The sequence below is a fragment of the Acetobacterium sp. MES1 genome, from assembly GCF_002237635.1.
In the GTDB taxonomy this organism is placed as follows: domain Bacteria; phylum Bacillota; class Clostridia; order Eubacteriales; family Eubacteriaceae; genus Acetobacterium; species Acetobacterium wieringae.
Genome location: NZ_MJUY01000002.1, coordinates 62860 through 89768, shown reverse-complemented (window position 1 = coordinate 89768; position 26909 = coordinate 62860). Strand labels below are relative to the sequence as shown.

Sequence of the window (26909 nt, the reverse complement as noted above, 5' to 3'; positions counted from 1 at the left end):
TTTAAATTGTAAAGAAACAGAGAGAGATGTTGAAAAAATTTATTATACAGGCTGTTCAGGAAGACAGCATTTTCAGTGAAATGGATGTTACCCCCGGAGACTGTCTGCTGTCGATCAACGGTATGCCGGTCACCGATATTCTCGACTACCGCTATCTGATCGCCGATGACTGCTTAGAGGTGGAAATCGAAAAACCGGATGGGGAAATCTGGGAGCTGGATATTGAAAAAGAATACGAGGAAGATCTGGGGGTGGTTTTTCCCGAAGCGATGATCGGCACCAAAACCTGCAAAAATAATTGCGTTTTCTGCTTTATTGATCAGCTGCCCCAGGGCATGCGGGAAAGCCTCTATGTTAAAGATGACGATGAACGGCTGTCCTTCTTAACCGGCAATTATATCACCATGACCAATCTGACCCCGGATGAACTCAATCGGATTATCCGCTACCGGATCATGCCGATGAACCTGTCGATTCATACCACCAATCCCGAACTGCGGATTAAGATGCTTAAAAACCGTTTTGCCGGGGATGTGATGACCTATCTGGATACCTTTTATGAAAATGGTATTCAGATGAATGGGCAGATTGTGCTGGTGCCGGATTATAATGACGGCCCCGAACTGGAAAAGACGCTTAACGATCTAAAGCGCTTTTACCCGGTGCTGCAGTCGGTGTCGGTGGTGCCAGTGGGCCTGTCCAACCACCGTCAGGGTCTCGCCGAGCTCCGGCTTTTTACCCGGGATGAAGCCCGGCAAACCCTGGCCCTGATCGACGCTGTTCATGCTGAAATGGAAGCCCAGCATGGTGATGGTTTTGTCTATCCCAGTGATGAGTTTTATCTGCTGGCCCAGCGCCCGATTCCCGACAGCTCTTACTACTATGGCTTTCCCCAGATCGAAAATGGGGTAGGGATGATGGCTGATTTTAAAGCTTCGTTGACTGATGCCTTGGCCGATCTGAAACCCCCGAAAGCCCTGGAGCAGCCGAAAAAAATCGGACTGATCACCGGAACAGCGGCAGCTGATTATCTGAACGACCTGGCGACCACCATCACCACCGCCGTACCCGGACTGACGCTTGCAGTTTTCCCGATCACCAACCACTTCTTTGGGGAAGCGATCACCGTCTCCGGCCTGCTCACCGGCGCCGACATCCATGCCCAGCTCAAACCGCAACTTGCGCAAAATCCCTGCGACTTCCTGCTGCTGCCGAAAAACGCCCTGCGCAGCGGCACCCAAACTTTGCTCGATGACTGGACCCTGGAAAGCCTCAGTGCCGCCCTGGGCGTCACCATTGCCGGGGTTCCCCTTGATGGTCAGGCCCTGCTAAAAAACTGCACCGCATAAATAATGCTGAATCATTCAGCCAAAAATTAATACTCCAAACAAAACTTGCTTTGCGTTCAGTTTCCATAAACAATTGTGTAACGTGTAGGCGAACAGTTCATCGAACTGTACGCCGTACAGTGTAACAATTGTTTCGTGCGAAACTGGACACAAAGCTCAACGCACTTTTGCAATTACCGCAAAATGATAATAAATGAAATGAGGAACCACTATGCCAAAACCTATCGTCGCAGTGGTGGGCCGCCCCAATGTGGGCAAGTCCACCCTGTTTAATAAATTAGTCGGCGAACGAATCGCCATCGTCGAAGACACCCCCGGGGTAACCCGGGACCGGATCATTGCCGACGCCGAATGGCAAAACCACCACTTTACCCTGATTGATACCGGCGGAATCGAACCCCATACCAAGGATGATATCCTGCTGCAGATGCGGGTTCAGGCCGAGGTGGCCATTGATATGGCCGATCTGATTGTTCTGCTGGTTGACGGTCGGGAAGGAATGACCGCCTCAGACCTGGAAGTCGCCAATATGATCCGTAAACACGACAAGGATGTGCTGCTGGCCGTCAACAAGGTTGACAGTCAGAGCCTGGAAAATAACATTTTCGAGTTTTATAACCTCGGTATCGGTGAACCGCTGGCCATTTCGGCTGAACAGGGGCTGGGACTGGGGGATTTTCTCGATGAGATCATCAACCATGTCAAGCGCTATTACGATGAAGACGAGTCCGAAGATGAACGCCTGCGGGTGGCCGTCATCGGCAAGCCCAACGTCGGCAAGTCGACCCTGATCAACAAGGTACTGGGCGAAGACCGGCTGATTGTCAGCGATATTCCCGGCACCACCCGGGATGCCGTCGATACCAGCGTCCGCTATGATGGCGAAGATTACGTCCTGATTGATACCGCCGGATTGCGGCGCAAGAAAAAAATCTATGAAGACATTGAACGTTACAGCATTGTCCGGGCCATTGCCGCCGTCGAACGCAGTCAGATCGTCCTGATTCTGATTGACGGCTCCCAGGGCGTCACTGAACAGGATGCCAAAATTGCCGGAATCGCCCATAATCGCTCCAAACCATCGATTATTATCGTCAATAAATGGGATGCGGTGGAAAAAGACAATAAAACCATGAAAAAGATGGAGGGGGATATCCGTGATGCCCTGTCCTTTATGGACTATGCGCCAATCATTTTCATCTCCGCCAAAACCGGCCAGCGCCTCGGCAAAATCTTTGAAACCATTGAATTTGTCAAGGCTCAAAGTGCCAAACGAATTACCACTGGAAAGGTTAACGAAGCCCTGGCCGAATTTGTGATGATGAAACAGCCACCCTCCAAACATGGACGCCGTTTAAAGCTTTATTATGCCTCCCAGGTGGCCATCAATCCACCAACCTTTGTGGTCTTTGTTAATGATATGACCCTGGTTCATTTTTCCTACCAGCGTTATCTGGAAAACAAGATTCGCGAAACCTTTGATTTCTTCGGCACCCCGATCCGTCTGTTTATCCGGGAACGGGCCGAGTAACAAGCATCTGATAACAAGTATTTGACCGTTTGCTGGAAAAACTCTGATTATGGTGTTTGTGATCTCGGAACCCAACCACAGGATGGGACAGGTATGCAATATCATGGACAAAGATAAACGATTCACATTTTTATGCTGCATAGACCTTCATTCGTTTGAGGGTCTTTTTTTTGTTGTCTGATGGTTGTTTGGTTGACTTCTCAAAAAAGCAAAAGATCGTTTTAAACATCGCATTTTTGTCGTATAATTGTTATATCAGATAAAAAAGCTTTTCAGAAGGAGGCTACCTTGAATCTAATCAACGCATTTAACCTGACCGCAACCGACGTCGTCACCATTACTGGTGGCGGTGGCAAGACCTCCCTGATGTTTGCCCTGGGCCGGGAACTCACTGCCGCTGGCCAGGCCCATGTGATCACCACCACCGCCAAAATCTGTGTGGCCGATGTAAACCCGGCGCAGCTGCTGATTGATCCGGATATCGATACCATTATAGCCGAAATAAAAAAAGACCCAGCCAAAGAATGGATCATTGGCCGGGAAACCGTCGCCCAGCAGAAAATTGCTGGCTTTGATGATGCCAATCTGCGCAGACTGCATCAGGCATTGTCTCCACTGGTGATCATTAACGAAGGGGACGGCTCCAATCGACGGCCCTATAAGTTTTATGCCGACTATGAGCCAGCCATTCCGCTCCTGACTACCAAAATCATTCATGTGATTGGAGCAGAAACCTTTAAGCAGCCGATCGATGAAACCCTTTTTCATCGCTCCCAGCTTTTTGACGGACCGGAGTTGATTTTTGACGAGGCGGTCTTAAAACGCTCCCTTGAAACCTTTAGTCGGACCAAACTTGATCCCTACTTTTTTGATCCAACAGTTGATCGCATTCTGCTGATCAATAAGGCCGATGGGGCGCATCTTGAGGATGCCCGACAGATGGCGGAAATTGGTAAAACGATTTTTTCCTTTTGTTTTATCGCCTCCCTGAAAGAAGGCTGGATCAAAGGCTGCTGATAAGAGATAAAAAAGTGCTAACTGCAATTTTCAGACTGTCAAAAAGCTAACCAGTACCGACAATTGTGTATCATGTTGTGACCTAGGAACAGACCCTACGCATCGGAGCGGACAACAGATTGACAAGGGTCTGACCCCTTGGTCATTGGTCGGTACGGTAGTTTTTCGACAACCTCAAAAGCGCTGTCAGCACTTTTTTTATTAGGAAAGGGTGGGCCAGTTCAGGACTTTAAATACTGAGGGCTTTATTGCTGATGCGGTCAGCCAGATTCTTGACCTTTTCCTCAATTTGAGCAATAATCGCCAGAAATTCGGCGTCACTTTTGCCGGAGGGATCATCCAGTCCCCAATCTTCAGTATAGCGGCTGGGCAGGTAGGGGCAGACGACATTGCAGCCCATTTTGATGACAATTTCAATCGGCGGCAGATCTGTCAGCAACTTGGAGTGCTGGGTCGCTTCCATATCAATGCCGTAGTGGGCTTTAATCAGGCGGACGGCATCCTGGTTGATTTGCGGTTTGGTCTCGGTGCCGGCTGAATAGCTTTCAAAGACATCACTGGCAAATTTCTTTGCCAGGGCTTCTGCCATCTGGCTGCGGCAGAAATTATGGACACAGATAAAGGCAACTTTGGGTTTGTTCATTAATTTCTCCTGTTTGATATAAGCTAAATCGAATCTTTGTAGGTGTTAATCAGATCGATGACGTTTTCCCGGATTTTATAGCGTAAATGGCGTGCTTGTTCCAGCTGCTCCTCCTCAGTACCAGTAAAATCAGCCGGATCTTCAAAGGTCCAGTCGAGGACATTCATAGCCAGCGGAAAAATCGGGCAGCGTTGACCATTTTCCAGGTCGCAGACCTTAACGATTATGGAATAGAGGCGCCCCTCTTTAAAATAATCAAACACCGAATTGGTCGTGTTTTGACTGAGATCATAGCCGACTTCTGCCATCACCTTGACAATCAGGGGATTGATGGTGCCCGGTTCCAGGCCGGCACTTTCGGCGATGAAATAGTCTTTTCCCAAATCATTTAAAAAAGCTTCGGCCATCTGGCTGCGGGCGGAATTATGGACACAGACAAATAGTACTTTAATCATATTTCTGACTCCTTGCAACAAAGATTTGACTGTAAGCATAACATAATTAAAGGATGCCAGCGAGATTGGTTATGTTAAATTTTTAAACTGCTCAGAAACTTTTAAAACAATCAAAACACACCCGGAAGCGGGTGCGATGCTTACCGGGTGTTCTGCTGAATGCTTTAGTTTAGCGATTAATATCGTGAGCAAAATAATTCACTCCTGTAATTGCTCAGTTACTGGCTAATATTTTATCAAGGGCCTGCTGAACGTGTTCGATTTCGGCCTCAATATCGTCCAGATTCTGATATTTCTCATTGTGTTTAATATCATAATCGGGAGTCATCACAATTTCGTCATAGAGTTCATACCCCATATCTTCATATGCCATCGACGCACAGGTCGACGGACAGCCATTCAAAGAAATGTATTTTTCATCATCACCGGCCGCTGCAACCTCTGCGAGAATGTTCATGCTGACATGGGGGAGGATGGTGATGTTTTCCTCATCAATAATACCAAAATACTGGGCCACAGTTTTGGTCATCATACTGACATTGCAATGCCCGGGACAGGGATAAATTTTTAATTTCATATGCGTTACCTACTTTCGTGCGGTTTATTTAAAATCCAGGGTTTCAAAATATTCTTCAACAGTTTGATCCATAATTTCCAACAGTGTTGTGATGCCTTTTAACTTTACCCGATAATGCATTTCAACCCCAATTTTTTTATTTTCCAGAATGCCCGCTTCACGCAGAATTTTTAAATGCTGGGAGAGATTTGCCTGACTATAATCAAAAGCAGGCAGAAGTTCACAAACACAACGTGATTGATCCAGAAGTGATTTTACTATTTGCAAGCGGATGGGATGACCCAGCGCTTTGAATATTTTGACAGAAAGATCTTCGCTATTCATAATTGACCTCTTTTCGATATTTTTAAACTGATTCCACAGCTAAAAGGGTTGACAACGGAATGGGTTTTATAACATTATAAGCAATCACTTATAAAAATGCAAACTTAATCGATTGCCCTTGACACCCATAACCGAGAGGCGTATAATGAATTCAACCATAAGCATTTAATTATATTATAAACGAGGTGGAAGATATGAGTCAAGAATTACCAGGTTTTATTATGTGTGTCTGTACCGGAAAATGTCCTGGCTTTCAAGCCATGGATATTTGGGATTTCATCAACCAGGTACGGGTCGAGTTGCCGGTGGAATACGCCTTTATTCATCCACAACTGTGCGAAGAAGATGGCGATCGTTTTCTGGCTGATTTTTTAAAGTCCCATCGCAAAGTAATCATTGGCGCCTGTGCCCCCAATATGCAACGGAAAATGTTCAAGGATGCCTTTAAAGAAGCCGGCCTTAATATTGAAGAAGATGCCGTGATGCTGGATATCCGCGATATGACCAACGAAAAAGCCTTTGAAGTGGTGGAAAACAAACTGGAAGAAATGGGATATGAGGTGTAGCCATGAGTGAATCAACTTTTATGGGTGTCGAACGGGATCGGATTGACTGGTCTCCCCGTATTGATTTTTCAAAATGCAACGATTGTATGGACTGTGTGAAATTCTGCCCCCATCAGGTTTTTGAAGTCGATGAGAATGCCAAACCCAAGTTAAAGGTCAAAAACCCCAATAACTGTGTGGTTTTCTGTCGGGCCTGTGCCAAAACCTGTGGTCCGGATGCCATTACCTTTCCGGATAAAACCGAAACCACCAAGATGATCAAAGCCATCCGTAAGGCAGAAAAAGCAGCAGAAAAAGAGGCTGAAGCCAATGAGTGAGTCAATTTATGTATTGCCCTGTAACGGCCTGGATAAATGCGCCGGGGATCTGTCCCGGCGAGTGGCCCTGGAGCTGGCCCAGTCAGCAGAAGTAGCGCTGATCTGTCCGGTGTTATTAAATCAGAACCGCAGCCGCTACGAAAAAGCCCTGGCCGCTGGCGATTTAACCATCATCGATGGCTGCAATACCCGCTGTGCCAGTAAACTGGCTGGCGATCTGGAACTGGCCATCAAGGACAAAGTCAATGTCAGTGAAGTCGCCAAAACCCTGGATATCAAACTGGGGGTCGACATTCAGGAAAATGATGACACCCGGGCGGTTGTCCAGGCTGTCTTGGCAAAAGTAAATAGTAGTGCCGCTGATCAGGCGGAGTCGGAGTTTATTGAACCGGAAGCGGTTGAGTATAACAGCTTTTCCCATGGAAAATTTATTTTCAAGGTCCCCCAAAGCAATTATTTCTTCAATGAAAACGACTGTTGGGTGACCGTGTCCGGAAAGATGGCTCGGGTGGGGGTCAGTGATTATGTACAACAGAACCTGTCAGACATTCTCTATGTCGACCCGCCGGAAATCGGCGATGAGTTTGAACAGTTTGACGATTTAGGCAGCATCGAGTCCAGCAAAGCGGTGTTTGAAATTATTTCACCGGTTTCTGGTACTGTGGTGGCTGTCAATAGCAGTTTAAATGATGCCCCGGAACAGGTCAACGAAAGTCCCTACGAAAAAGGCTGGCTGGTGGAAGTGAAACTCCGTGATTTTTCCGAAGATCAGGATCTTCTCCACGATTGCCCGGCCTATTTTGAATTTTTACAACGAAAGGTAGCAGAAATCGATGTCTAAAATAAAAGTAATCCCCTGCAGCGGAATTGGCAAAGTATTTGGTTTACTGGCCAGAGAATCGGTATTAATGGTAACTGAGGAAAAGTGTCCCAACGACACCGAGACCCTCTGCCTGGCCCATGTGGTCACCGGTGATGATGAGGTCGTGGCCAAGATTAACGGCAAATCCTGCATCACCATGGATGGTTGTGCCAAATACTGCGCTAAAAAAAGTGTCGAAGAAACCGGCGGCGTTGTCGTTAAAAGTCATAAGGTTCCCGATTTTATGAAAGCCCATCGCGGTGAAGAACATGGTACGGGAACTGCCCTTACTCAAGACGGTTGGAACTATGCCGAAGAACTGGCCGAAATTTTAGCTGCTGATGTTAAAGAAATAAAAGGTGGGGGTGACTTGCTATGATAAACAATAAAATTGGGATTATTTCCTGCAGCGGTGAAGAGTGCCTGGGGGGGACCATTTCCCGGCTGGCAGTGCGTAAAATGATGGAAGAACTCAAACCGGGGATGGTATCGACCCTTTGTCTGCCCTTATTTATCGCTGGTGATGGCGGCGAACGGGAATTTGCCGAAAAATATCCGACCATTGCCGTCGATGGCTGTTCCAAATGCTGTGCCAAACGGGCCATTGAAAAATACAGCAATCAGGTTGCCGGTAGCGTCGATGTGGCCGAGATTATCGGCGAAGACAAATCCCTGGAAAAGCCCTTGTCAACCCGTCATCTAACCGACGAACACCATGAGTATGTCAACAAAACCGCTGCTATAACCTGTCAGATATTTGACGATATTTTAGCCAAACAATAACAAAACCATCATCAAAAAAGCCAGATCATTGACAAAAATGATCTGGCTTTTGGGTTAAGATGATTATTCTGGTTTAACGGACTCAGTCGGTTTCATAACCCAGCAGCTGCAGATGGGCTTCCAGGCTTAAATAATTGGGGGCATACTCCTCTTCTTTCATCAGGGTACACTGGTTCAGCCGACAGCTGCCTAATATCAGTTTGGAGGCAAAGGCCATGCAGGAACCCTGGCCACAGACCTTACAGCCAATTTTCTTGGGCAACAATTTATAAAGCTGTATCGCACTGGGGCGCTCCCGGGTTTCCTCATTGGGTTCGATATTATCTTTGTTTGCCCAAGTCTCATTGATAAGATTATAAATATGATCGATCATTTCATAACACTGGGCTTCATTGGTTAATTGGGTACAGGTAAGATTGCGATCGTGGATATTGATGATATGACTGCCGATCTTATAGGTAAAGGTATGGGCTGAGGGAATATAAAGGCCGGTCTTAATCACCGTATTGAGATAGGGCATGACGTCAGGAACCGGATTGCTGAGCTTCGCCCGAAATTTAATCCGACCGCCACCGGTGGTGCAGGGTTTGATGTAAATAAGGCTGATGGTTTCGAGGTACATTAGTTATTCTCCTTTAAATATGATTTCAAGCCATTAACCAAGGCATCGATATGCGCCGGTTCATTGAAATAGCCAATCCCAATGCGACAGCTGCCCCGGGTCACCGTCCCAATCAAACGATGGGCACTGGGGGCGCAATGCAAGCCAGCGCGGATCATCACCTGACATTCCTGATCCAGATAAAAGGCGATTTCTTCGGGAACCTGTCCTTCAAGATTAAACGGAATAACCCCGACACTCTTGGAAGAATCACAGGGGCCATAAATTTCGATTCCCGGCACCGTACTTAAAGCATTGAGGGCATAGTCCATCAGAGCATCCTCTTTATGACGGATTGTCGCCAGGCCTTCAGCCTCTAGAAACGAAAGTGCGGCCCCCAAACCGATGATGCCGCTGACATTCATGGTACCGGCTTCCAAATGGTTGGGATAATAATCCGGCTGGTATTCGTAGGCTGAATCTCCGCCGGTCCCACCGGAGATAAGGGGATGAATTTCAGCCTCGCAATTGACAACCAGGCCGCCGGTACCCATTGGTCCCAACAGGCTTTTATGGCCGGTAAAGGCCAACAGATCAATGTTCTGGGCCTGGACATCAATGGGAATCACCCCCGCCGTCTGGGCGGCATCCACCAGAAAAAGCAGGTTCTGCCTGCGGGCTAAAGCGCCGATCTCACCAATCGGTTGAATGGTTCCCAGGACATTGGAAGCATGGGTAAAAACAATCATCCGGGTTTCCGGTGTGATCGCCGCTTCCACATCCTCAATCGCCGTTTCGCCCTGAGCCGTGGCCGGAACCACTGAAATCGTAATGCCCCGATCCCGTTCCAGGGTTTTCAGACATCGCCAGACAGCGTTATGCTCCAGCGCACTGGTGACGACATGATCGCCAGGCTTTAAAATACCCTGGAGGGCCAGATTTAACGATTCCGTAACGGAAGAAGTAAACACCACTGTTTTGGGGTCGTTGTGGTTGAACAATTTGGCAAGACTTTTTCTGGTCTGATAAACCAGACCATCGGCCAGAATCGCCTTTTCGTAGGAGCCGCGTCCAGAAGTCCCGCCATTATTGACAATATAATCATAAATCGCATCAGGAACGGCCAGCGGCTTGGGAAAGGTGGTGGCCGCATTATCCAGATAAATATCCATATATGTCTCCTTCTATAATCATTTAATAATATCCTTAGTTATCTCTTTTATCATAAGCGCAAAAAATAAATTCGTCAATAAATTTAACAGGTAGAATTTGGGTTGATTAAAATCGAATTTCCATGATTTTACTTAAAAACAGGGCAAGAAATTAACAGTTGACATAATTGAGAGAAAAATAGATCATATCAGTAACCGTAATTTTATGACGGCACTGGCTTCATTATCGTTACATAAATATTTCAGACAAATACAAGGAGATACCATGAAAATTACAATTATTGGTGCTGGCCCCGGTGGCTATGAAGCTGCCATTATGGCAGCTAAGTTAGGGGCAGAAGTGACCGTTGTCGAAAAAAACAGGGTCGGGGGAACCTGCCTCAATGTGGGCTGTATTCCAACCAAGGCCTTACTGGCTTCGGCCGATGTATTGACGACCTCGTTGGAAGCTGAGAAATTCGGGGTATTCAATGAGCATACTTTTGCCGATCTAAATCAGGTAATCGAACGCAAAGACAAGCTGGTATCCGGTTTGGTTAAGGGAATAGAATTTCTTTTTGAATCAAATGGGGTTACGCTGGTGCGAGGGACTGGCCGACTGATCGATGCCCATACCGTCAGCGTCGAGTTAAACGATGGCGGGCTTGAAACCCTGGTCAGTGATAAAATCCTACTGGCCACCGGGTCCGTCCCGATCTGTCCGGAATTATTTCAGTATGATGGTGTGCGGGTGATTACCAGCACCGAGGCCCTGTCACTGCAACAGCCGCCCAAATCGATGATTATTGTTGGCGGCGGCGTCATCGGTTGTGAACTGGGACAGTTTTTTAGTCGGATGGGGACCCTAATCACGATTGTCGAAATGGCCCCACAGCTGCTGCCCTCCGAGGATGAGGATGTCGCCAAACAAGTCATGCGGCAATTCAAACGAGAAAAAATAAAAGTCATCACCGCCAACAGTGTGTCCAATGTGGCGGTTTCGGACGCTGGAGTCGTGGTGACATTGGCAGATGGCAAAACCTTAGCAGCCGAAATGCTGTTGCTAGCCATTGGCCGGGCCAGCTTTGCAAGTGGACTGAATCTGGAAGCATTGGGAATCGCTGTTGATCCCAGGGGGCATATTGAAGTTAATGATCATCTGGAAACCAGTGTTGCCGGTATTTATGCCGTCGGTGATCTGATTAACAGCCCATATTTGGCCCATGTCGCCTCAAAAGAGGGGATTATTGCCGCCGAAAATATGCTGGGGCACAATAAATCCGGCGCCCATAAAGCGATCCCCCGATGTGTTTATACCGACCCCCAGGTTGCCGCAGTCGGGTTAACCGAAAAAGAAGCCCAGATTAAGGGGATCAAGTATAAAACCGGCAGTTTTGATTTCCGATCACTGGGTAAAGCCCAGATCATCGGGAAAATTCAGGGCCAGGTTAAAATTATTGTCAATCAGGAGGATGTGATCATTGGGGCCTCGATTATCGGACCAGAGGCCACCGACCTGTTGGCCGAATTGACCATGGCCGTCCACCTCGGCTTAACGGCAGAAGCCCTTGGGGAGGTGATTCATCCGCACCCGACCCTGTCCGAAGCGATCATGGAAGCCCTTCATGATGTCCATGGAAAATCAATTAATAAAGTTAAGATGCGTTTGTAAAAATTTTAAAGATATTTAAGATGAGCAAAAAACGCTTGACTTAGTTACATGAATGAATTATCATATGATTAATAAGACATATGAAGATACATTCATATAAGAAAGAAGGATTATCATGTATAAGAATTTTTCACCCGATCAGGTAAGCTTAACAAAATATTTATTCTATACCGGCAAAGGCGGCGTCGGCAAAACCTCCACAGCCTGTGCCACGGCAGTGAGTCTTGCTGATCAGGGCAAGCGTGTATTTCTCGTCAGCACCGATCCGGCGTCAAATTTACAGGATGTTTTTGAAACCGCATTAACCGGTCAAGGAGTACCGATTAAGAATGTCCCCAATCTCGTGGTTGCCAACCTGGATCCGATCCAGGCCGCAAAAGAGTATAAGGAATCCGTCGTTGGCCCCTATCGGGGGAAATTACCGGATGTTGCCATTGCCAGTATGGAAGAACAGCTGGCCGGTTCCTGCACCGTTGAGATTGCGGCCTTTAACGAATTTTCCCGCTTCATCACCGATGAAAAAATGAGCCAAGACTATGATTATATTATCTTTGATACCGCCCCCACCGGACACACCCTCAGAATGCTGCAACTACCATCAGCCTGGGATAGCTTTATTGATGAAAGTACCCACGGCGCTTCCTGCCTGGGGCAGTTATCGGGTTTGACCGAACAAAAGAAAATGTATGAAAAAGCCGTGCGAACCTTATCCGATGGCGACAAGACAACCCTGATTCTGGTTTCCCGTCCCGAACCATCGCCACTGGCCGAAGCGGCCAGAGCATCAAAGGAACTTAAAGAAATTGGGGTAGACAATCAACTATTGATCATCAATGGGGCCCTGGAGAACTTTGACCAATCCGATGACATTGCCACGGCTTTCTACGATAAGCAAAAAGATGCCGTTAAAAATATTCCCAATAGCTTAAAAACCCTGGATATTTATACCCTGCCATTACGGGCCTATAACGTTGCCGGGGTCGACAACATTCGTCGCCTGTTTACTGAAGATGACGCGATTAAAGCAGAGCAAGTACAGAAAATCAGCGATTTGCCCGGTTTGGAAAACCTGGTCAAAGACATGGTTGATTCCAACAAAAAAGTTATCTTTACCATGGGTAAAGGCGGCGTCGGTAAAACTACCATTGCCGCTGCGATTGCGCTGGGCCTTTCAAAAATGGGCAAAAAGGTTTACCTGACCACCACCGACCCGGCTGGTCATCTCAGTGCCGCAACCATGGGCGGGGAAAATATCACCGTCAGTAATATTGATGAAGCCGTAGAACTGCAGAAATATCGGGATGAAGTCATTGGTAAAGCCAAAGCAGCTAACATGAGTCAAGATGACATCGACTATATCATTGAAGATCTGGAATCTCCCTGCACCCAGGAAATTGCTGTATTCAGAGCCTTTGCGGAACAGGTCGAAAAAGCTGAAGATGGGGTGGTAGTCATTGACACCGCCCCCACCGGACATACCCTGCTGCTACTCAACTCTACTGAAAGTTACCATAAAGAAATGCAGCGATCCAATGCCGATATTCCCGATTCCGTCGTCAATCTGCTCCCACGTCTGCAAAATCAGGCCGAAACCGAAGTTGTTATCGTCGCCCTGCCAGAAGCAACCCCAGTTTTTGAGGCCCTCCGGTTAGAAGCCGACTTAAAACGGGCCGGTATTCTGAGCAAATGGTGGGTGATGAACGCCAGCCTACTGGCTACCGATACCAAAGATCCATTTTTACGGGCCAGAGCCAATAACGAACAAAAATGGATTAAACGAATAGCCAAAGACACCAACGGCAATTATGTGGTTATTCCCTGGAAAAAATAATGCGTGAGGCAAATGAACTCAGAAAGGAAACATATGGATATATTACAGGAACAGCTAAAAGCAAAAAAAGCCGGTCTGGCTTACGCCATTCTGACTGTGGTGGATGCTGAGGGAACTTCCCCATGCAAAATTGGAAAGAAAATCTTACTGCTTGAAGATGGCTCCGCCATGGGAACGATCGGCGGTGGCCAGTTTGAGCGTGAGGCTTTAGCCGATGCCAAACAAGCCATTAAAGATCGCCAAAGCTTTTTTAAGCGTTATGAACACATCCCCACCTATGAAGCAGCTGGTCTGGGATGCACCTTTAATGTCAGTTTATTTGTCGAAGTGGTCAGCCCCCGGTTGCAGCTGGTTGTTTGCAATGCCGGTCATGTTGGCTATGCGGTTCTAAATTTGGCCAGGATGCTCCATTTTGAAACGATTCTTTTTGATACCCGTCAACCCGAACAAATTAAAGAGCAGATATCGGTGGCTGATCAGTTTATTCCCTGTGATGATTTTGAAAAAGCCATCCTGGAAACGGATATTGCTGATGGTGCCTACTACGTCTGTTGTGCCTCAACCCATACCCAGGATAAATCGGCCCTAAAAGGCTCACTGCAAAAGAATTTTGCTTATGTCGGGATGCTGGGCAGCTTTCAAAAAACAAAAGAAATGTACAAACAGCTGGAAGCAGAGGGGATCGCCGCCGACTTGCTTGAACAAGTCCATACCCCGGTGGGCTTGGATATCTGCGACATGTCACCGGAGGAAGTTGGCTTTTCGATTCTGGCTGAAATCTTGATGATCAAAAATGGTGGCACCGGGATACCCCGGAAAGAGCTGAAACGAAAAGTGCAAACTAAAACAAATGAGTAGTTTTTTAGAGCAACCATTAATGGAGGAAAAAATGACAGTCATCGAAATACTTAAAGTATTGTCTGATACCAATCGTTTGCGAATTCTGAATTTACTTTATGTGCAGGAATTATGCGTTTGCGAGCTGGAGTATTTGCTCGGTATTTCGCAATCGAATTTGTCCAAACATCTGCGCTTAATGAGCGATGCCGGTTTTTTGGAAAGTCGTCGCGAAAATAAATTTGCCTATTACCGAATTAAAGATCTGGTTCTCACCGAACATCCCTTTCTGACAGCAATTTTCGAAACAGAATTAGGTAAAGAAAATTTATTTGTGGCTGAATTAAATAAACTGATACAGTATCGAAACAGTGAATTAACCTGCCACAGTATTACAGCTCTGATCGTATAAAAAAATAAAACAAAATCGATGGGGAAGAAGAGTAAGTCATTATAATCTTTCTGAACCCCCTGTCGTTTGGGAGAACAAGAATGAAGCGAGGCAAATATGGAACTGAAACGGATTTATATTGAACTCACAAATCGGTGTAATCTGAATTGCGAGATGTGTTTTCGGCATACCTGGGATACGGTTGAGGGTGATATGGATTTGGAGTTGCTCAAATCGATCCGGGAACAGGTTAAAGAATTTCCCGCACTAGAGGAAGTTTTTTTCGGCGGAATCGGGGAACCAACGGTTTACCCCCATTTTAAAGAAGCGGTCGAGTTATTTGAAGGCTATAAACTACTGATGACCAGTAACGGCATCATGACCGAAGAAAATGCTAAAATACTTTGCGAAAAATTTACGGAAGTTTATTTTTCAGCCGATCAATATCACGAAGATACCCAGGGTGTCAAGGATCAGCTGATCAAAACCTTTGAAGCCATCTCCAATTATCATAAACAAACCCATTCACCGACGCCGAAAGTTGGGGTGGCCTATGTACTGACAAAAAGCAATGCCGACGCCTTATTTGACATCATGAAGATGATGCGGCACTACGGCTTCCACCGTTTATCGCTTTCTCATCTATTGCCGATCAATGAGAAAGATGCGGATGATATTTTTTATACCCGCTATCAAAATCCGGAAGGCAAGGCTTATCTGGAAAAAATCTTTACCTATCGGGACATAAAAATTAACATCCCGGATATGGAATTAAAAACCGAACGCCGCTGTACCTTTATTGATAAGGGCTATATTTATATTGACACCCAGGGGGAAGTGATGTCCTGCTATCGGTTGGCAAACAGTTATGACGAATATGTCTTTGGCGACAAAAAAAGAGTCATCAAACATTCATTTGGCAACATCAAAGAAAAATCTCTAAAAGAAATCATCGAAGGCAAAGACTATCAGAGTTTCTGGCATACGGTTTATAACAACCAGTATCCGTCCTGTATCGACTGTGATTTACGAAGCGGCTGCAGTCTGGTGGAAGACACCAAGTATGATTGCTATTTCAACACGCCTTCCTGCTCTGACTGTTTATGGGTTCGAAATTTTGTCCGCTGTCCGTAATCCGGTTATCTGGGATAATTTATGTTAGTCAAATTTATACAATAATAAATAACGAAATGGAGAAAGAAAAATGAGTAAAGTAGAAATTTATGAGCCCGCAATGTGTTGCTCTACCGGTGTTTGTGGACCAGGTGTGGATCAGGAATTGTTAAGAGTGGCAACTTTCTTAAATGAACTGGAGGGGGAAGGGCGAAAAATTATCCGTTACAATCTTTCCAGTGATCCGATGGCCTTTGTTACCAATAAAGAAGTCAACGATATCATTGCCAATGAAGGTACCGAAGCTTTGCCAATCACCGTTGTGGATGGGAAAGTCAAACAGAAAGCTTCCTACCCATCCAATGCCAATTTTGCAGAGTGGGCAGGCATGACCAGAGAAGATATTATCAAGATGGTACAGAAAAATGATAAACCAACGACTTGTGGTTGCGGCTGTGATAAAGAGGGTTGTTGTTAAATAAGAGCACCGACTATTTCATGCGAACCATTTTGTCACAAAGAAACTTTTTGCGACAAAAGCGTGATCACCATTGGCAACAATGCAAGCACCATAATAAAGTGCTGCGGCTATTTACAAACGGATCGTCATTACTAAACCTGACGATCCGTTTGTTTTATCGTTGTGTTTTATCGTTGTGATCATTTCGGAAAAAATCTGTATATCTATTGAAGAACAACTGTTAAGATGAAGAACAACTGTTAAGATTTGGAATGATCGTTTTAACATCAGATAAGTATTAATGAGGGTATTTTTTGAACCTGAGAATAACTGTGATTATAACAATGCACCAAACAAAGCTCAGTATGAATTTGAAATAAGCAAAAATATTATGTCGCAAAATGTAAGTTTCGTGACAAAATGGCTAAAGTGTGGTAAGCTATAATAAAATCTGCCGGTGCTTGTGCAAATACCATCTCAGCTTATGCCATCTTTTTTGCAGCTGTTACCAGCCAACCCCGGCAAAAATTTTAGGAGACTCTGATGACCATCCCAACCAATCTAACTGATAAAATTATTCCCAATAATGCACTGCTGGATGAATTCCTAAATTATGTTTTAACCATTAAAGGTTATTCTGAAAAGTCCGCCCAGGCTTACCGTTATGATCTGATTATTTTTTTCCGCTTCCTCAAACGCTATTTTGCGATGGTTCCCCAATCGCTGCCTTTTGATGCAATTCCCATCGATGATATCGACATTGATGTCTTAAAATCGGTAAATCTGGGGATTCTCTATGCCTTTCTTTCCTACTCCAGTAAGGAACGGCAAAATGCAGATGCGGCCCGAAGCCGCAAGGTCTCTTCCTTACGTTCATTCTTTAATTATCTGTGCAATAAGCAAAAGTACTTTCTGCCCAACCCGGTGACTGAACTGGAAATGCCCAAACTCCCGGCCCGTCATGCCCGTTATCTGGAATGGGACGAAGCCGTGGATTTATTGAAAGGGATTACCGGTCGCCATAAAGAAAGGGACTTTGCCATTATTACCCTGTTTCTCAATTGCGGGATGCGTCTTTCCGAGCTGACCCAAATAAAGATTTCCGACATCAAAAACGATGCCCTGCGCATCATTGGTAAGGGTAATAAAGAGCGTACCGTCTTTTTAAACCATGCCTGCTTAAAAGCCATCAATCGCTATCTGGCGGTGCGCCCAGAATCCAACTGCCCCTATCTCTTTCTCAGCCAGCAAAATGGCCCGATCAGCAATCGGGCGGTTCAGCACCTGGTCAAGAAACATCTGGCGAATTGCGGTCTCAATACCGATGAAATCAGTGTCCACAAACTCCGCCACACCGCTGCAACCCTGATGTTCCGTTATGGCAATGCCGATTTGCGCTCGGTTCAGGAAATTCTTGGTCATCAGAATGTTTCAACCACTCAGATCTATACCCATGTCAATGAAGAAATCCTCCGGGATACCCTTAACCAAAATCCGTTGGCACAGTTTGAAAGCGATGATTGACAACAATGGTAAAATTAAGAACTTACGTTTGCCTTTAATCTGGTGATATGCTATAATGAAGCATAACTATTTTGGAGGAAAACTCATGTACGAGGATTTAAACAGCAAACAATTAGATATCTTGAAATTCATCGAAACTCAAATGCGCGATAAACGTTATCCCCCATCGGTGCGGGAAATTTGTGCCGCTGTTAATCTGAAATCGACTTCCACTGCCCACACCTACCTGAAAAAGCTGGAAGAGTTGGGTTATATCAGGCGGGATTCAACCAAAACCCGGGCTATTGAGGTGTTGCGCCACGATCCCAATGAAACCATTTCCAGTCACTTTGATGAAAAAACAATTATCTCATTGCCAATTTTAGGCTGCGTCACTGCCGGTGCTCCAATTCTGGCAATTGAAAACATTACTGATATTTTCCCGCTGCCGCTCGATTTTACCGGATCCGATGACGCCTTTATTCTTATAGTCAAGGGGACTAGCATGATTGAAGCCGGGATTCTCGATGGTGATAAAATCATCGTCCGAAAGCAGGAGACGGCCCGAAATAATGACATTGTTGTAGCGCTTTTGCTTGAAGATAACGAAGCCACGGTCAAACGCATTTTTTACGACGAGCCCAATAAAATCCGGCTGCAACCGGAAAATAAAACCATGGATCCGATTTTCTGCAATGCCCAGGATATCAAAATTCTTGGCAAGGTAACCGGTCTGATCCGCAAATTTTAGAGCAATAAAAAAAGATGTGCAAACATCTTTTTTTTATTTTCCGTTAGTCCAGTTTCATTTTGTCTTCAATGCTTTTAAAGACATCTTTTTCGATATGATTTTTGTTGGCTTTGACCAATTCGATCTGGCTTTCAAACAACTGATTCTGGAGATCCAGGATTGTTTTGCGGCTGGTTTCACTTTCAATTTTTCCTTGTCGTAAGTGTTCCCGGTATTGGGCCAACAGATCATTTTTTTCATCCAGTTCTTTTTGCAATAAGTCTTTCTCTTCAGCCAGTGCTTGATATTTTGCCTGTTCTTCGGCCAGCAAATCGCTGAGTTTCTTGAGTTCAGCTTTAACTTGTTTCACCTCGCCGACTTCTTTGGCTTTTACTTCTTCACTGCTCCGAACTTCTTCCTCTGCGTTGAAAAGCCGCTCGGTAATATTCATACAGCCTAAAATCGCAATCCGAATATGGTTTGTGAAGGGATTCGCAGCCTTGACCCGTTCCAATTCGGTATTGACGTAGTCAGAAACGTGCTTAATATGCTCTTCGTTTCCCTTGGCCTTTAGATTAAATTCGGTATCGAGTATGCGTAATTCCATGATTGTTTGTTCAGGCATTTTTTCCTCCTGTGAAATAAATTTAGTTCTCAAAAGTGATAAAAAGGTTCTTCTTTGTTATATTCTATTATAGGTAATAAACAAGAAAATTACAATTGATTTATCAATTAATACTGCTCAATGACATCAGCCAGTTCTGTATTGCTTAAAATTCGGTAGTCAATCTGTTTTATCTCAAGATGCTTAAAACCAGCCCGTGATTCGCTATGGATAACCGGAATGGAATAAATCGCTTTCTGGTATTTTCTGGCGTAATCCAGGGTATAAATGGTACCGCTCCCCGGCGTAAAATTGGAAACAATCACAAACTGACTGGACGCACTCTGAAGACGATCCCGCTCTACGAACTTATATGGCAGAAGGGTTTCATGATGGGGGTATTCGGATACCAGACAGCCCCCCATGCCACAGATTTTATCTGCCAACTGCTGATTGGTGCTGGGATAAACCGGAGCTAAACCAGAAGGCAGAAAGGCCACCGTCTTCCCACCGGCATCCAAACAACCCTGGTGCCCATAAGAATCAGAACCGATCGCCAGGCCACTGACTACCACAAAATTGTTTTCGGCCAGTAACTTACCTGCTTGAAAAGCAAAATCTGCCCCCAAGGCGGAAGGTTGGCGGCTGCCAATCACTGCCGCCCGTTTGGAATGTGTTAAAATACTCAAGTCGCCCTGATAAAAAATCAACACCGGATGATCCGAAAATTTCAGACTATCCGGAAACGCTTCATCCCAATACGAGCAGCAAGAGATTCCCAGCTGACCGCATTGTTCGGCCAGCGTCTGGGCACAGTCCTCAGCAGCTGCGATTTCGGCCTTGCTGATCTGGCTGGAAATCATCCCAAAAGTCTGGCCGATTTCAACCAACTCCCGGAAACAAAGCTGCTGAGGAGCGGTGATCAACTCCAGCAAGCGGATCGTTTTCTGTCGACCGACCCCTTTTAATTGCTGAAGCCCGACAATATGTTCACAAATCAGATTCATGATCGTTTCAATACTTACTCACGGAGTTGGGCATCAAATGCCTGTTTCAATTCACCGAGAATCTGGTCGATAACCGGATTAATATCATTGTCAGTGAGGGTTCGTTCGTGATGACGGAAGTTTAAGGCATAGGCCAGACTCTTATAACCGGCCGGAATTTGAGCTCCGGTATAGACGTCAAACAATTCAATGCTTTCAAGGATTTCGCCGCTGTTTTTACGGATAATTGCCGCAATCGCTGCCGCCGGAATTTCAGCTTTGAGTAAAATAGCCAAATCGCGATTAGAAGCCGGGAATTTTGGCAGATCAGTAAATTTATTATCCAGGCTGGCACATTCAAAAAGTTCATCAAACGATAACTGACAAACATAACACCGTTTCGGCAGTTCATAATGCTTGACAACCATCGGATGAATCTCGCCGATTTCCCCGAGTTTGGTCCCATTGGCAAAAATTTCTGCTTTTCGTCCGGGATGAAGGAAGTCCGATCCGCCAGCAACAAACTCCGGATAGTAAATTCCAAAATGCTCAAGCAAGAGCTCAACAACCCCTTTTAATTCAAAATAATCCCCGCTGCCATAGGAACTGATGGCCAGTTTTTTGGCTTCAACCGGTAATTCTCCTGGCTTGGTGTTTTTGCGATAGGTATTGGACAATTCAAAAAAACAGCCCGCCGGGTTTTTACGATTATAGTTTAGTGAAATCACTTCCAGCTGATGGCCAATGAGGGTATGGCGCATGATGCTGTTTTCTTCCCCCAGCGGATTAATCAGCGGAATCAGGTTATCCGGAAGCTGTGTATTCAGTCCCTGAAGACGCTTTTCGCTGGTAAAGGAGGATGTCAGGGTTTCAAAATAGCCCTGACCCACCAGAATGTTTTTCAGGCTGTCTTCAAATTTCTGCACTGGGGTTTTACCGCCAACCATGGTTTCGCCGCCCATTATGGTACCAGGGATGCGATCATAGCCAAAAATCCTTACCACTTCCTCGGCCAGATCTTCTTTAAGCTCAATGTCCATCCGATAACTGGGCACTTCAACTTCCAAAACGGCATCGCTTATTTTGTTCACCGTAAAGAATAACCGGGTCAGCATGCTTGAAACTTCCTCAACAGTCAAAGAAATCCCCACAAACGCATTAAACCAATTAACATCGAGGGCAACTTTTTTTAATGCAGCCACCTGAGGGTAAACATCAATCATCCCTTCGATAACATCACAGGCACCAATATCCAGTAGCAGCTGAGTGGCCCGCAGTGCTGCCACTGCGGCTAATTCCGGATCAACACCCTTTTCAAACCGGGATGAGGCTTCGGTTCGCAGGCCCAGTTGCTTAGCCGTTAGACGTACACTGCCTTTGTTAAAATTAGCCGATTCCAGAACAATCAGACTGGTTTTATCGGTGATTTCTGAGTTTTCACCGCCCATGACTCCGGCAATGGCCACTGGAGCCTTGCCATTGGTGATCATCAGCATCGATTCATCAATTTCCCGCTCTTTATCGTCTAAGGTGACCATCTTCTTATCGGCAGTGGTTGTAACCACAATTTCCTGTGACTTAAGGCTGTGGTAATCAAAAGCATGGAGCGGTTGGCCCAGCTCCAGCATCACGTAGTTGGTGACGTCAACAATATTGTTGATTGGCCGCACCCCACTGTTTAGCAGCTTTTTCTGCATCCACAGCGGTGAGTCTTCTATTTTCTTGACTTTGAGCATCTTGGCGACATATCGGGGGCAGGCAGAATCTTCAATACGTACGGCCAAATAGTCGGCGATTTCATCAGCACTTTCTGCGGTGGCGTCATAAACTGGTACTTCAGCCATTGGCAGATCCAGGGTTGCTGCCGCTTCCCGGGCGATCCCCACAATCGATTGGCAATCCGATCGGTTAGCCGTCAGTTCCACATCGATGATCACGTCATCAAGCCACAAAAGTTCCCGGGCATCCATTCCCAGCGGCGTATTTTCCGGCAGAATCAGAATCCCTTCCATGATTTCTTTAGAAAATAAATCGGTGTTCATTCCCAGTTCTTCAATCGAGCAGAACATCCCATAGGAAAGCAATCCCCGAAAATCATTGGTGCCGATTTTGGTACCATTGGCAATTACCGCACCATCAATGGCCACCGGAACAATGGCACCTTCAAAGACATTCTTGGCCGCAGTGACAATCACCCGTTGGTCAGTTCCCATATCCACGGTACAGACGGTCAGCTTATCCGCATTGGGATGGGCTTCAATTTTGGTAATTTGTCCGGTAAAGATATTAACCACATTTTCTGAAACAACCGTTAGGGTTTCCACCTTTGTCCCGGACATCGTCAGAGCCTCCCCAAAATCAAACGGTGCCATTTTTATATCAACAAATTCTTTTAACCAATTCAGTGAAACGAGCATAATTGGGTTCCTCCTATTTAAATTGCGCTAAAAAACGCAGATCATTTTCAAACAATAAACGCAGATCGTTGATGCCATACTTGATCATTGTGATCCGGTCAAGGCCCATGCCAAAGGCAAAGCCGCTGTATTCATCCGGGTCAATGCCACAGAAGCGCAAAACATTCGGGTGAACCATTCCGCAACCGAGAATTTCAATCCAGCCGGTGTTGCTGCAAACCTTACAGCCAACGCCGCCGCATTTAAAGCAGGTTACATCCATCTCAGCGCTGGGCTCGGTAAAATAGAACTGGTGGGGGCGGAACTTGGTTTTCGTCTGTTCACCAAAGAGTTTCTTGGCAAATAAATCAAGGGTTCCTTTAAGATCGCTCATGGTGATGCCTTTATCAATCACCAATCCCTCCATCTGATGGAAGACTGGAGAATGGGTAGCGTCGATTTCATCAAAGCGATAAACCCGACCCGGTGAAATAATCCGCAGGGGTGGTTGCTGTTCTTCCATAACCCGAACTTGAACCGGTGAAGTCTGAGTTCTCAGCACGATATCATCCTGATAGTAAAAAGTGTCCTGGAGGTCTCTGGCCGAATGATCCTGAGGCACATTCAAATAGTCAAAATTATATTTTGCCCATTCAATCTCCGGACCTTCGGCAATGGAGAAGCCCATTCCCAGAAAGATTTCTTTTAAATCATTGATAATCGTAGTTAACGGATGCAGGTTTCCCGCCTGATGTTTTTGTCCAGGCAGGGACACATCGATACGTTCTTCTTTGATCTGCGCTTCAATTTCCTGTTGTTCCAGTAACTGTTTTTGCGCCATGATGTTACTTTCAATTTCTTCCCGGATTTCATTGGCCAGCTTGCCAATGACCGGACGTTCCTCGTTGGAAAGCTTGCCCATTCCTTTTAGGGCAATGGTCAGTTCGCCTTTTTTACCCAGATACTTAATCCGGACATTATCCAGTGATTTCAGTTCGGTAACGGCACTTAGATCAGCTATACAGCGATCTCGTAATTGTTTGAGTTCTAGCTCCATTTCTTTCTCCTTATAAATAAAAAAATCGTCCTCTCAAAAGGACGAAATCATTCCGCGGTACCACCTTAAATTAATACATAATTGTATTCACTTAAAATTTTAACGCAATTAACGTTAGCTGCTATCAATCATCAAAATTGGTTGATGCGGTTCACAGCTAAAACTCCAGAGGGAACTTCAATAAATTTAAACACAAAATCTCTCAGCCTGGGATTTTTTCTCTGTAAAGTCTCATCTTTATTTACTCGCTCTATCATTGTAGATAAGTTATTTAATTATCTTTTACTTTGGTCTGGCATTCCTTAAAATCTCGAATCAGATCATACATGATTATACCTGCAGCCGTTGCCACATTCAGTGACTCCGCTTGACCCAAAATGGGAATTTTCAGTAACAGATCGCAGCATTCACTCATTTGCTTCGACATTCCCTGGGATTCATTCCCCATAACGATGGCAAATGAACCGTTGAGGGACTGGCGTTCCCATAAACAACTGCCACTTAAGGAAGTACCGATGATCGTTACCTGCTGCTCTTTTAACTGCTTGACCGTATCAAGCAGCGAAACGACCTGATAAATCGGCAAGTGAAAGACCGAACCCATCGAACCCCGTAGTACCTTCTCATTGTAAATATCCGCTGTTTTAGCAGACGTCACCACACAGTCAAAACCTGCTGCATCGGCAGTACGAATAATGGTACCAACATTGTAGGGATCCTGAACATCCTCCAGTAAAACCGTACGCTTGAAGGTTCCCGGTCGGCTATTAATTTTATGCAGTACCGCCATAATTCCTTCGGGTTTTTGTAAACCGGACAGGCTTGCCAGAATCGTCGGACTGACGATTGCAATGGCAACTTTATTGTTCTCCAAAGTAACCAGACGATCCCTGACAGATGCGCCATTAATCTTTAGCCAAGTGCTGGTAATAAAGATCTGCTTAAACTGCAATTGATTTTTAACTGCTTCCAGAAAAAGCTTGGTGCCTTCGATGGCAAAGGTACCTTCGGCGTCCCGAAAGGATTTACTGCTGAGTTTACGCAGATACTTCAGTTGCTCATTATTTTTTGATGTAATTTCTGGAAACATCGTTAATGGTCTTTTCGGGACAGTTTGTTAATCTCATTAATGGAGCGATTCTCCCCCATCACAATCAGTTTATCTCCGGCATGAATCACATCACTGGCCAATGGCGAAGCATTTAAGACATCCAGACTCCGAATTGCAATTACATTTAAGCCATGTTTTTCCCGGAGGTTTAACTGTTCCAGGTTTTTTCCTTCCCAAATATGAAGGGACTCCACCTCAACGATGGAATGATTGGTATCCAGCTCCAAAATATCGATAAAATCGCCGGAAAACAGATTATGCGCAACCCGCTCACCCATGTCCCGCTCTGGAGAAAATACTTTTTTGACCCCTAATTTAAGTAGCACCTTTTCGTGCTGGGCATTGTTGGCTTTTCCATAAATTTCATTGATTCCCAGTTCCTGAGCATTGACAATACCCATAATACTGCTGTTAATGTCTGAGGTAATGGAAACCACCACCGCATCGACATTCTTCAAGCCAATCGATTTCAGTGCATTAATATCGGTCACATCCGCTTGCACCGCATAGGTTACCAAATTCGCAATGTTTTGAATTTTTTCTTCGTCATTATCGACGACAACAACATTACAGCCCAATTCGCTGAGGGTGATGGCCAGTGCTTCACCAAAACGCCCTAAACCAAGAACCGCAAACTGCTTTTCTTTCAATTAATACTCCTCCTCTAGCCAATCATAATGTTGCCTTCCGGCAATTTGAAATTTCCCACGTTTTCTCGGGCTCGCTTTTCACTGCGTGAAATCGCATAGGCTACCGTTAACGGACCCAGCCGGCCAACAAACATGGTCAAACTGATGGCTATTTTCCCCGCTGTTGATAAATGAGGGGTTAAACCGGTTGTTAAGCCAACCGTACCAAATGCTGAAAGAACTTCAAAAACCACCGTTTCAAAAGAAGCTTCAGGTTCAGTACATAATAACACAAAAATCATAAAGATGACAATACCCAATGCAATGACAATCACCGAAATGGACCGACGGATTGCCGGGCCCATGATGCTACGCTTAAAGGCCACCACATCTTTTCGACCATGAAGAACGGAGACAACCGTCATCATAATAATCGCAAAGGTGGTGGTTTTAACGCCGCCACCGGTGGACCCCGGTGAAGCTCCGATAAACATAAACAGCATGGTTAAAAACAATGATGGTGTTGTTAAAGCGGCAATGTCAATGGTATTATAACCAGCAGTTCTTGGTGTGATCGACTGGAAAGCGGCGGCCAGTAGTTTTTCGGGAAAAGAAAGCTTTCCCATCGTCATCGGATTATTGTATTCAAAAACAAAAAAAAGCACAAAACCAATAATCAAAAGAACACCGGTGACTGTCAGGGCCAGTTTGGCATGCATAGTCATTTTTTCAAATTTTCGAATGTTAATGATATCACTGGTAACGGCAAATCCCAGCCCCCCCAGAATAATCAGCCCGCCAATCACAAAATTGACAATAAAATTACCGACATATTTTGTCAGGCTGGAGTAATTCCCAAATAGATCAAAACCAGCATTACAAAAGGCAGAAATCGAATGAAAAAAGCTGAAGGCAGTGCCCCGCAAAAATCCATATTCCGGAATAAAAACCAGGGCCAACAATAATGCCCCAACTGTTTCAATGATCAGCGATGAAAAGAAAATGTACTTGGTGAATTTAACTACTCCGGAAAGTGAATCCATGTTCACTGAGGATTGAATCAGCAGACGATCCTTGATCGTAATCCGTTTTCCCGCCAGTACAAAAAACATTGTCGTCAATGACATGAAGCCCAGGCCACCGATCTGTATCAGTAAAATAATAACGACTTTCCCAAATACCGACCAAAAGGTGCCGGTGTCCACAACCACAAGCCCCGTTACGCATACTGCTGAGGTAGCCGTAAATAACGCATTAATAAAACCACCGCTGGTTCCTGATGCGCTGGCCATCGGCAAGGTCAACAAAATGGCTCCCAGTAGGATCACCAGTGCAAATCCATAAATCAGCATTTCTGCCGGGGAACGTTGTCCCGCAAATTTTTTAAAGTTCCAGCGTATTTTTTCTGCCATG

General features: G+C 45.4%; 29 protein-coding genes and 1 other annotated feature. Of the genes, 16 read left to right on the top strand and 13 right to left on the bottom strand.

From position 1 onward, the window contains the following. Positions 1 to 26 precede the first annotated feature (26 nt). From BI182_RS00450 to yqeC, 3 genes are all read left to right on the top strand, one after another. Positions 27 to 1349 carry a DUF512 domain-containing protein gene (locus BI182_RS00450; RefSeq protein ID WP_286804763.1) on the top strand — a complete coding sequence of 441 codons (1323 nt, stop codon included), beginning with the start codon at positions 27 to 29 and terminating at the stop codon, positions 1347 to 1349. 211 nt (positions 1350 to 1560) lie between these two features. Next, positions 1561 to 2880, top strand: a complete 1320-nt coding sequence (der, locus tag BI182_RS00445) for a ribosome biogenesis GTPase Der (protein ID WP_286804761.1) — start codon at positions 1561 to 1563, stop codon at positions 2878 to 2880. 288 nt (positions 2881 to 3168) lie between these two features. Continuing rightward, a complete protein-coding gene (yqeC, locus tag BI182_RS00440; RefSeq protein ID WP_286804759.1) occupies positions 3169 to 3897 on the top strand; it encodes a selenium cofactor biosynthesis protein YqeC in 729 nt (242 codons plus the stop codon). A 229-nt stretch (positions 3898 to 4126) separates the two neighbouring features. Here the strand turns inward: yqeC and BI182_RS00435 are convergent, their stop codons facing one another. The 4 genes from BI182_RS00435 to BI182_RS00420 form a co-directional block, all read right to left on the bottom strand. Next, positions 4127 to 4540: an arsenate reductase ArsC gene (locus tag BI182_RS00435; RefSeq protein ID WP_286804757.1), complete on the bottom strand. Its 414-nt coding sequence runs from the start codon at positions 4538 to 4540 to the stop codon at positions 4127 to 4129. A gap of 23 nt (positions 4541 to 4563) precedes the next feature. Next, positions 4564 to 4995 (bottom strand): arsenate reductase ArsC, encoded by a 432-nt coding sequence (locus tag BI182_RS00430; protein WP_070371403.1) that lies wholly within the window; start codon positions 4993 to 4995, stop codon positions 4564 to 4566. 214 nt (positions 4996 to 5209) lie between these two features. Further along, entirely contained in the window at positions 5210 to 5572 is a 363-nt protein-coding gene (locus BI182_RS00425) for a putative zinc-binding protein (protein WP_070371404.1), read from the bottom strand. Positions 5573 to 5596: 24 nt separating this feature from the next. Beyond that, complete coding sequence (locus BI182_RS00420) at positions 5597 to 5896, bottom strand: ArsR/SmtB family transcription factor (protein ID WP_070371405.1); 300 nt, start codon at positions 5894 to 5896, stop codon at positions 5597 to 5599. A gap of 194 nt (positions 5897 to 6090) precedes the next feature. Between BI182_RS00420 and BI182_RS00415 the strand changes: the two genes are divergently transcribed. From BI182_RS00415 to BI182_RS00395, 5 genes are read left to right on the top strand one after another with little or no spacing between them, the layout of a single operon-like run. After that, entirely contained in the window at positions 6091 to 6462 is a 372-nt protein-coding gene (locus tag BI182_RS00415; RefSeq protein ID WP_070371406.1) for a hypothetical protein, read from the top strand. 2 nt (positions 6463 to 6464) lie between these two features. Beyond that, positions 6465 to 6779 carry a 4Fe-4S dicluster domain-containing protein gene (locus BI182_RS00410; protein WP_070371407.1) on the top strand — a complete coding sequence of 105 codons (315 nt, stop codon included), beginning with the start codon at positions 6465 to 6467 and terminating at the stop codon, positions 6777 to 6779. Beyond that, the gene (gcvH, locus tag BI182_RS00405; protein WP_286804751.1) at positions 6772 to 7620 is read left to right on the top strand and encodes a glycine cleavage system protein GcvH; all 849 of its coding nucleotides are present in this window, start codon (positions 6772 to 6774) and stop codon (positions 7618 to 7620) included. Before BI182_RS00410 ends, gcvH begins: the two co-directional genes overlap by 8 nt. Continuing rightward, the gene (locus tag BI182_RS00400) at positions 7613 to 8020 is read left to right on the top strand and encodes a putative zinc-binding protein (RefSeq protein WP_070371408.1); all 408 of its coding nucleotides are present in this window, start codon (positions 7613 to 7615) and stop codon (positions 8018 to 8020) included. Before gcvH ends, BI182_RS00400 begins: the two co-directional genes overlap by 8 nt. Then, entirely contained in the window at positions 8017 to 8424 is a 408-nt protein-coding gene (locus tag BI182_RS00395) for a putative zinc-binding protein (RefSeq protein WP_228879820.1), read from the top strand. The genes BI182_RS00400 and BI182_RS00395 overlap by 4 nt, the downstream gene beginning before the upstream one ends. A gap of 82 nt (positions 8425 to 8506) precedes the next feature. Here the strand turns inward: BI182_RS00395 and BI182_RS00390 are convergent, their stop codons facing one another. Together BI182_RS00390 and BI182_RS00385 are read right to left on the bottom strand one after the other, a co-directional pair. Then, complete coding sequence (locus BI182_RS00390) at positions 8507 to 9046, bottom strand: (Fe-S)-binding protein (RefSeq protein ID WP_286804748.1); 540 nt, start codon at positions 9044 to 9046, stop codon at positions 8507 to 8509. After that, the gene (locus BI182_RS00385) at positions 9046 to 10197 is read right to left on the bottom strand and encodes an aminotransferase class V-fold PLP-dependent enzyme (protein WP_250936064.1); all 1152 of its coding nucleotides are present in this window, start codon (positions 10195 to 10197) and stop codon (positions 9046 to 9048) included. The genes BI182_RS00390 and BI182_RS00385 overlap by 1 nt, the downstream gene beginning before the upstream one ends. A gap of 265 nt (positions 10198 to 10462) precedes the next feature. Between BI182_RS00385 and lpdA the strand changes: the two genes are divergently transcribed. The 8 genes from lpdA (at position 10463) to lexA (ending at position 18734) form a co-directional block, all read left to right on the top strand. Then, complete coding sequence (lpdA, locus tag BI182_RS00380) at positions 10463 to 11848, top strand: dihydrolipoyl dehydrogenase (protein WP_286804746.1); 1386 nt, start codon at positions 10463 to 10465, stop codon at positions 11846 to 11848. A 115-nt stretch (positions 11849 to 11963) separates the two neighbouring features. Next, positions 11964 to 13679 carry an arsenical pump-driving ATPase gene (gene arsA, locus BI182_RS00375; protein ID WP_286804745.1) on the top strand — a complete coding sequence of 572 codons (1716 nt, stop codon included), beginning with the start codon at positions 11964 to 11966 and terminating at the stop codon, positions 13677 to 13679. A 33-nt stretch (positions 13680 to 13712) separates the two neighbouring features. Then, positions 13713 to 14537 (top strand): XdhC family protein, encoded by an 825-nt coding sequence (locus tag BI182_RS00370; RefSeq protein ID WP_228879831.1) that lies wholly within the window; start codon positions 13713 to 13715, stop codon positions 14535 to 14537. Between the two features lie 31 nt (positions 14538 to 14568). Next, the gene (locus tag BI182_RS00365; protein ID WP_250936059.1) at positions 14569 to 14928 is read left to right on the top strand and encodes an ArsR/SmtB family transcription factor; all 360 of its coding nucleotides are present in this window, start codon (positions 14569 to 14571) and stop codon (positions 14926 to 14928) included. A gap of 96 nt (positions 14929 to 15024) precedes the next feature. Then, positions 15025 to 16041: a radical SAM protein gene (locus BI182_RS00360; RefSeq protein WP_286804744.1), complete on the top strand. Its 1017-nt coding sequence runs from the start codon at positions 15025 to 15027 to the stop codon at positions 16039 to 16041. Positions 16042 to 16111: 70 nt separating this feature from the next. Further along, positions 16112 to 16498 carry an arsenite efflux transporter metallochaperone ArsD gene (gene arsD, locus BI182_RS00355; RefSeq protein ID WP_286804743.1) on the top strand — a complete coding sequence of 129 codons (387 nt, stop codon included), beginning with the start codon at positions 16112 to 16114 and terminating at the stop codon, positions 16496 to 16498. Positions 16499 to 17023: 525 nt separating this feature from the next. Next, complete coding sequence (locus tag BI182_RS00350; protein WP_070371422.1) at positions 17024 to 18004, top strand: tyrosine recombinase XerC; 981 nt, start codon at positions 17024 to 17026, stop codon at positions 18002 to 18004. 85 nt (positions 18005 to 18089) lie between these two features. Further along, positions 18090 to 18734, top strand: coding sequence for a transcriptional repressor LexA (gene lexA, locus BI182_RS00345; RefSeq protein ID WP_286804740.1), 645 nt, complete (start codon positions 18090 to 18092; stop codon positions 18732 to 18734). A 43-nt stretch (positions 18735 to 18777) separates the two neighbouring features. On the opposite strand, the gene zapA is transcribed toward lexA, so the two are convergent. The 7 genes from zapA to BI182_RS00310 form a co-directional block, all read right to left on the bottom strand. Continuing rightward, positions 18778 to 19338: a cell division protein ZapA gene (gene zapA, locus BI182_RS00340; protein ID WP_242871614.1), complete on the bottom strand. Its 561-nt coding sequence runs from the start codon at positions 19336 to 19338 to the stop codon at positions 18778 to 18780. Between the two features lie 107 nt (positions 19339 to 19445). Beyond that, the gene (locus BI182_RS00335) at positions 19446 to 20324 is read right to left on the bottom strand and encodes a DNA-processing protein DprA (protein ID WP_228879851.1); all 879 of its coding nucleotides are present in this window, start codon (positions 20322 to 20324) and stop codon (positions 19446 to 19448) included. 14 nt (positions 20325 to 20338) lie between these two features. Further along, positions 20339 to 22720 (bottom strand): phenylalanine--tRNA ligase subunit beta, encoded by a 2382-nt coding sequence (pheT, locus tag BI182_RS00330; protein ID WP_286804736.1) that lies wholly within the window; start codon positions 22718 to 22720, stop codon positions 20339 to 20341. A 13-nt stretch (positions 22721 to 22733) separates the two neighbouring features. After that, positions 22734 to 23756, bottom strand: coding sequence for a phenylalanine--tRNA ligase subunit alpha (gene pheS, locus BI182_RS00325; protein ID WP_070371426.1), 1023 nt, complete (start codon positions 23754 to 23756; stop codon positions 22734 to 22736). A 34-nt stretch (positions 23757 to 23790) separates the two neighbouring features. Continuing rightward, positions 23791 to 24022, bottom strand: a binding site (T-box leader). Positions 24023 to 24027: 5 nt separating this feature from the next. Further along, positions 24028 to 24846 carry a TrmH family RNA methyltransferase gene (locus tag BI182_RS00320; RefSeq protein WP_148638225.1) on the bottom strand — a complete coding sequence of 273 codons (819 nt, stop codon included), beginning with the start codon at positions 24844 to 24846 and terminating at the stop codon, positions 24028 to 24030. Between the two features lie 2 nt (positions 24847 to 24848). Next, positions 24849 to 25517, bottom strand: a complete 669-nt coding sequence (locus BI182_RS00315; protein ID WP_070371428.1) for a potassium channel family protein — start codon at positions 25515 to 25517, stop codon at positions 24849 to 24851. Positions 25518 to 25531: 14 nt separating this feature from the next. Next, positions 25532 to 26908: a TrkH family potassium uptake protein gene (locus BI182_RS00310; protein WP_070371429.1), complete on the bottom strand. Its 1377-nt coding sequence runs from the start codon at positions 26906 to 26908 to the stop codon at positions 25532 to 25534. Position 26909: the final 1 nt, after the last annotated feature.

Excerpts from the sequence above, each read along its gene's own strand:
- BI182_RS00350 (WP_070371422.1), top strand. The coding sequence starts at position 17,024 with ATGACCATCCCAACCAATCTAACTGATAAAATTATTCCCAATAATGCA.
- BI182_RS00430 (WP_070371403.1), bottom strand. The coding sequence starts at position 4,995 with ATGATTAAAGTACTATTTGTCTGTGTCCATAATTCCGCCCGCAGCCAG.
- lexA (WP_286804740.1), top strand. The coding sequence starts at position 18,090 with ATGTACGAGGATTTAAACAGCAAACAATTAGATATCTTGAAATTCATC.
- arsA (WP_286804745.1), top strand. The coding sequence starts at position 11,964 with ATGTATAAGAATTTTTCACCCGATCAGGTAAGCTTAACAAAATATTTA.
- BI182_RS00385 (WP_250936064.1), bottom strand. The coding sequence starts at position 10,197 with ATGGATATTTATCTGGATAATGCGGCCACCACCTTTCCCAAGCCGCTG.
- gcvH (WP_286804751.1), top strand. The coding sequence starts at position 6,772 with ATGAGTGAGTCAATTTATGTATTGCCCTGTAACGGCCTGGATAAATGC.
- BI182_RS00450 (WP_286804763.1), top strand. The coding sequence starts at position 27 with ATGTTGAAAAAATTTATTATACAGGCTGTTCAGGAAGACAGCATTTTC.
- BI182_RS00435 (WP_286804757.1), bottom strand. The coding sequence starts at position 4,540 with ATGAACAAACCCAAAGTTGCCTTTATCTGTGTCCATAATTTCTGCCGC.
- BI182_RS00410 (WP_070371407.1), top strand. The coding sequence starts at position 6,465 with ATGAGTGAATCAACTTTTATGGGTGTCGAACGGGATCGGATTGACTGG.
- BI182_RS00420 (WP_070371405.1), bottom strand. The coding sequence starts at position 5,896 with ATGAATAGCGAAGATCTTTCTGTCAAAATATTCAAAGCGCTGGGTCAT.
- pheT (WP_286804736.1), bottom strand. The coding sequence starts at position 22,720 with ATGCTCGTTTCACTGAATTGGTTAAAAGAATTTGTTGATATAAAAATG.
- BI182_RS00310 (WP_070371429.1), bottom strand. The coding sequence starts at position 26,908 with ATGGCAGAAAAAATACGCTGGAACTTTAAAAAATTTGCGGGACAACGT.
- lpdA (WP_286804746.1), top strand. The coding sequence starts at position 10,463 with ATGAAAATTACAATTATTGGTGCTGGCCCCGGTGGCTATGAAGCTGCC.
- der (WP_286804761.1), top strand. The coding sequence starts at position 1,561 with ATGCCAAAACCTATCGTCGCAGTGGTGGGCCGCCCCAATGTGGGCAAG.
- BI182_RS00360 (WP_286804744.1), top strand. The coding sequence starts at position 15,025 with ATGGAACTGAAACGGATTTATATTGAACTCACAAATCGGTGTAATCTG.
- BI182_RS00320 (WP_148638225.1), bottom strand. The coding sequence starts at position 24,846 with ATGTTTCCAGAAATTACATCAAAAAATAATGAGCAACTGAAGTATCTG.
- BI182_RS00370 (WP_228879831.1), top strand. The coding sequence starts at position 13,713 with ATGGATATATTACAGGAACAGCTAAAAGCAAAAAAAGCCGGTCTGGCT.
- pheS (WP_070371426.1), bottom strand. The coding sequence starts at position 23,756 with ATGGAGCTAGAACTCAAACAATTACGAGATCGCTGTATAGCTGATCTA.
- zapA (WP_242871614.1), bottom strand. The coding sequence starts at position 19,338 with ATGCCTGAACAAACAATCATGGAATTACGCATACTCGATACCGAATTT.
- arsD (WP_286804743.1), top strand. The coding sequence starts at position 16,112 with ATGAGTAAAGTAGAAATTTATGAGCCCGCAATGTGTTGCTCTACCGGT.
- BI182_RS00335 (WP_228879851.1), bottom strand. The coding sequence starts at position 20,324 with ATGAATCTGATTTGTGAACATATTGTCGGGCTTCAGCAATTAAAAGGG.
- BI182_RS00400 (WP_070371408.1), top strand. The coding sequence starts at position 7,613 with ATGTCTAAAATAAAAGTAATCCCCTGCAGCGGAATTGGCAAAGTATTT.
- BI182_RS00425 (WP_070371404.1), bottom strand. The coding sequence starts at position 5,572 with ATGAAATTAAAAATTTATCCCTGTCCCGGGCATTGCAATGTCAGTATG.
- BI182_RS00395 (WP_228879820.1), top strand. The coding sequence starts at position 8,017 with ATGATAAACAATAAAATTGGGATTATTTCCTGCAGCGGTGAAGAGTGC.
- BI182_RS00365 (WP_250936059.1), top strand. The coding sequence starts at position 14,569 with ATGACAGTCATCGAAATACTTAAAGTATTGTCTGATACCAATCGTTTG.
- BI182_RS00415 (WP_070371406.1), top strand. The coding sequence starts at position 6,091 with ATGAGTCAAGAATTACCAGGTTTTATTATGTGTGTCTGTACCGGAAAA.
- BI182_RS00390 (WP_286804748.1), bottom strand. The coding sequence starts at position 9,046 with ATGTACCTCGAAACCATCAGCCTTATTTACATCAAACCCTGCACCACC.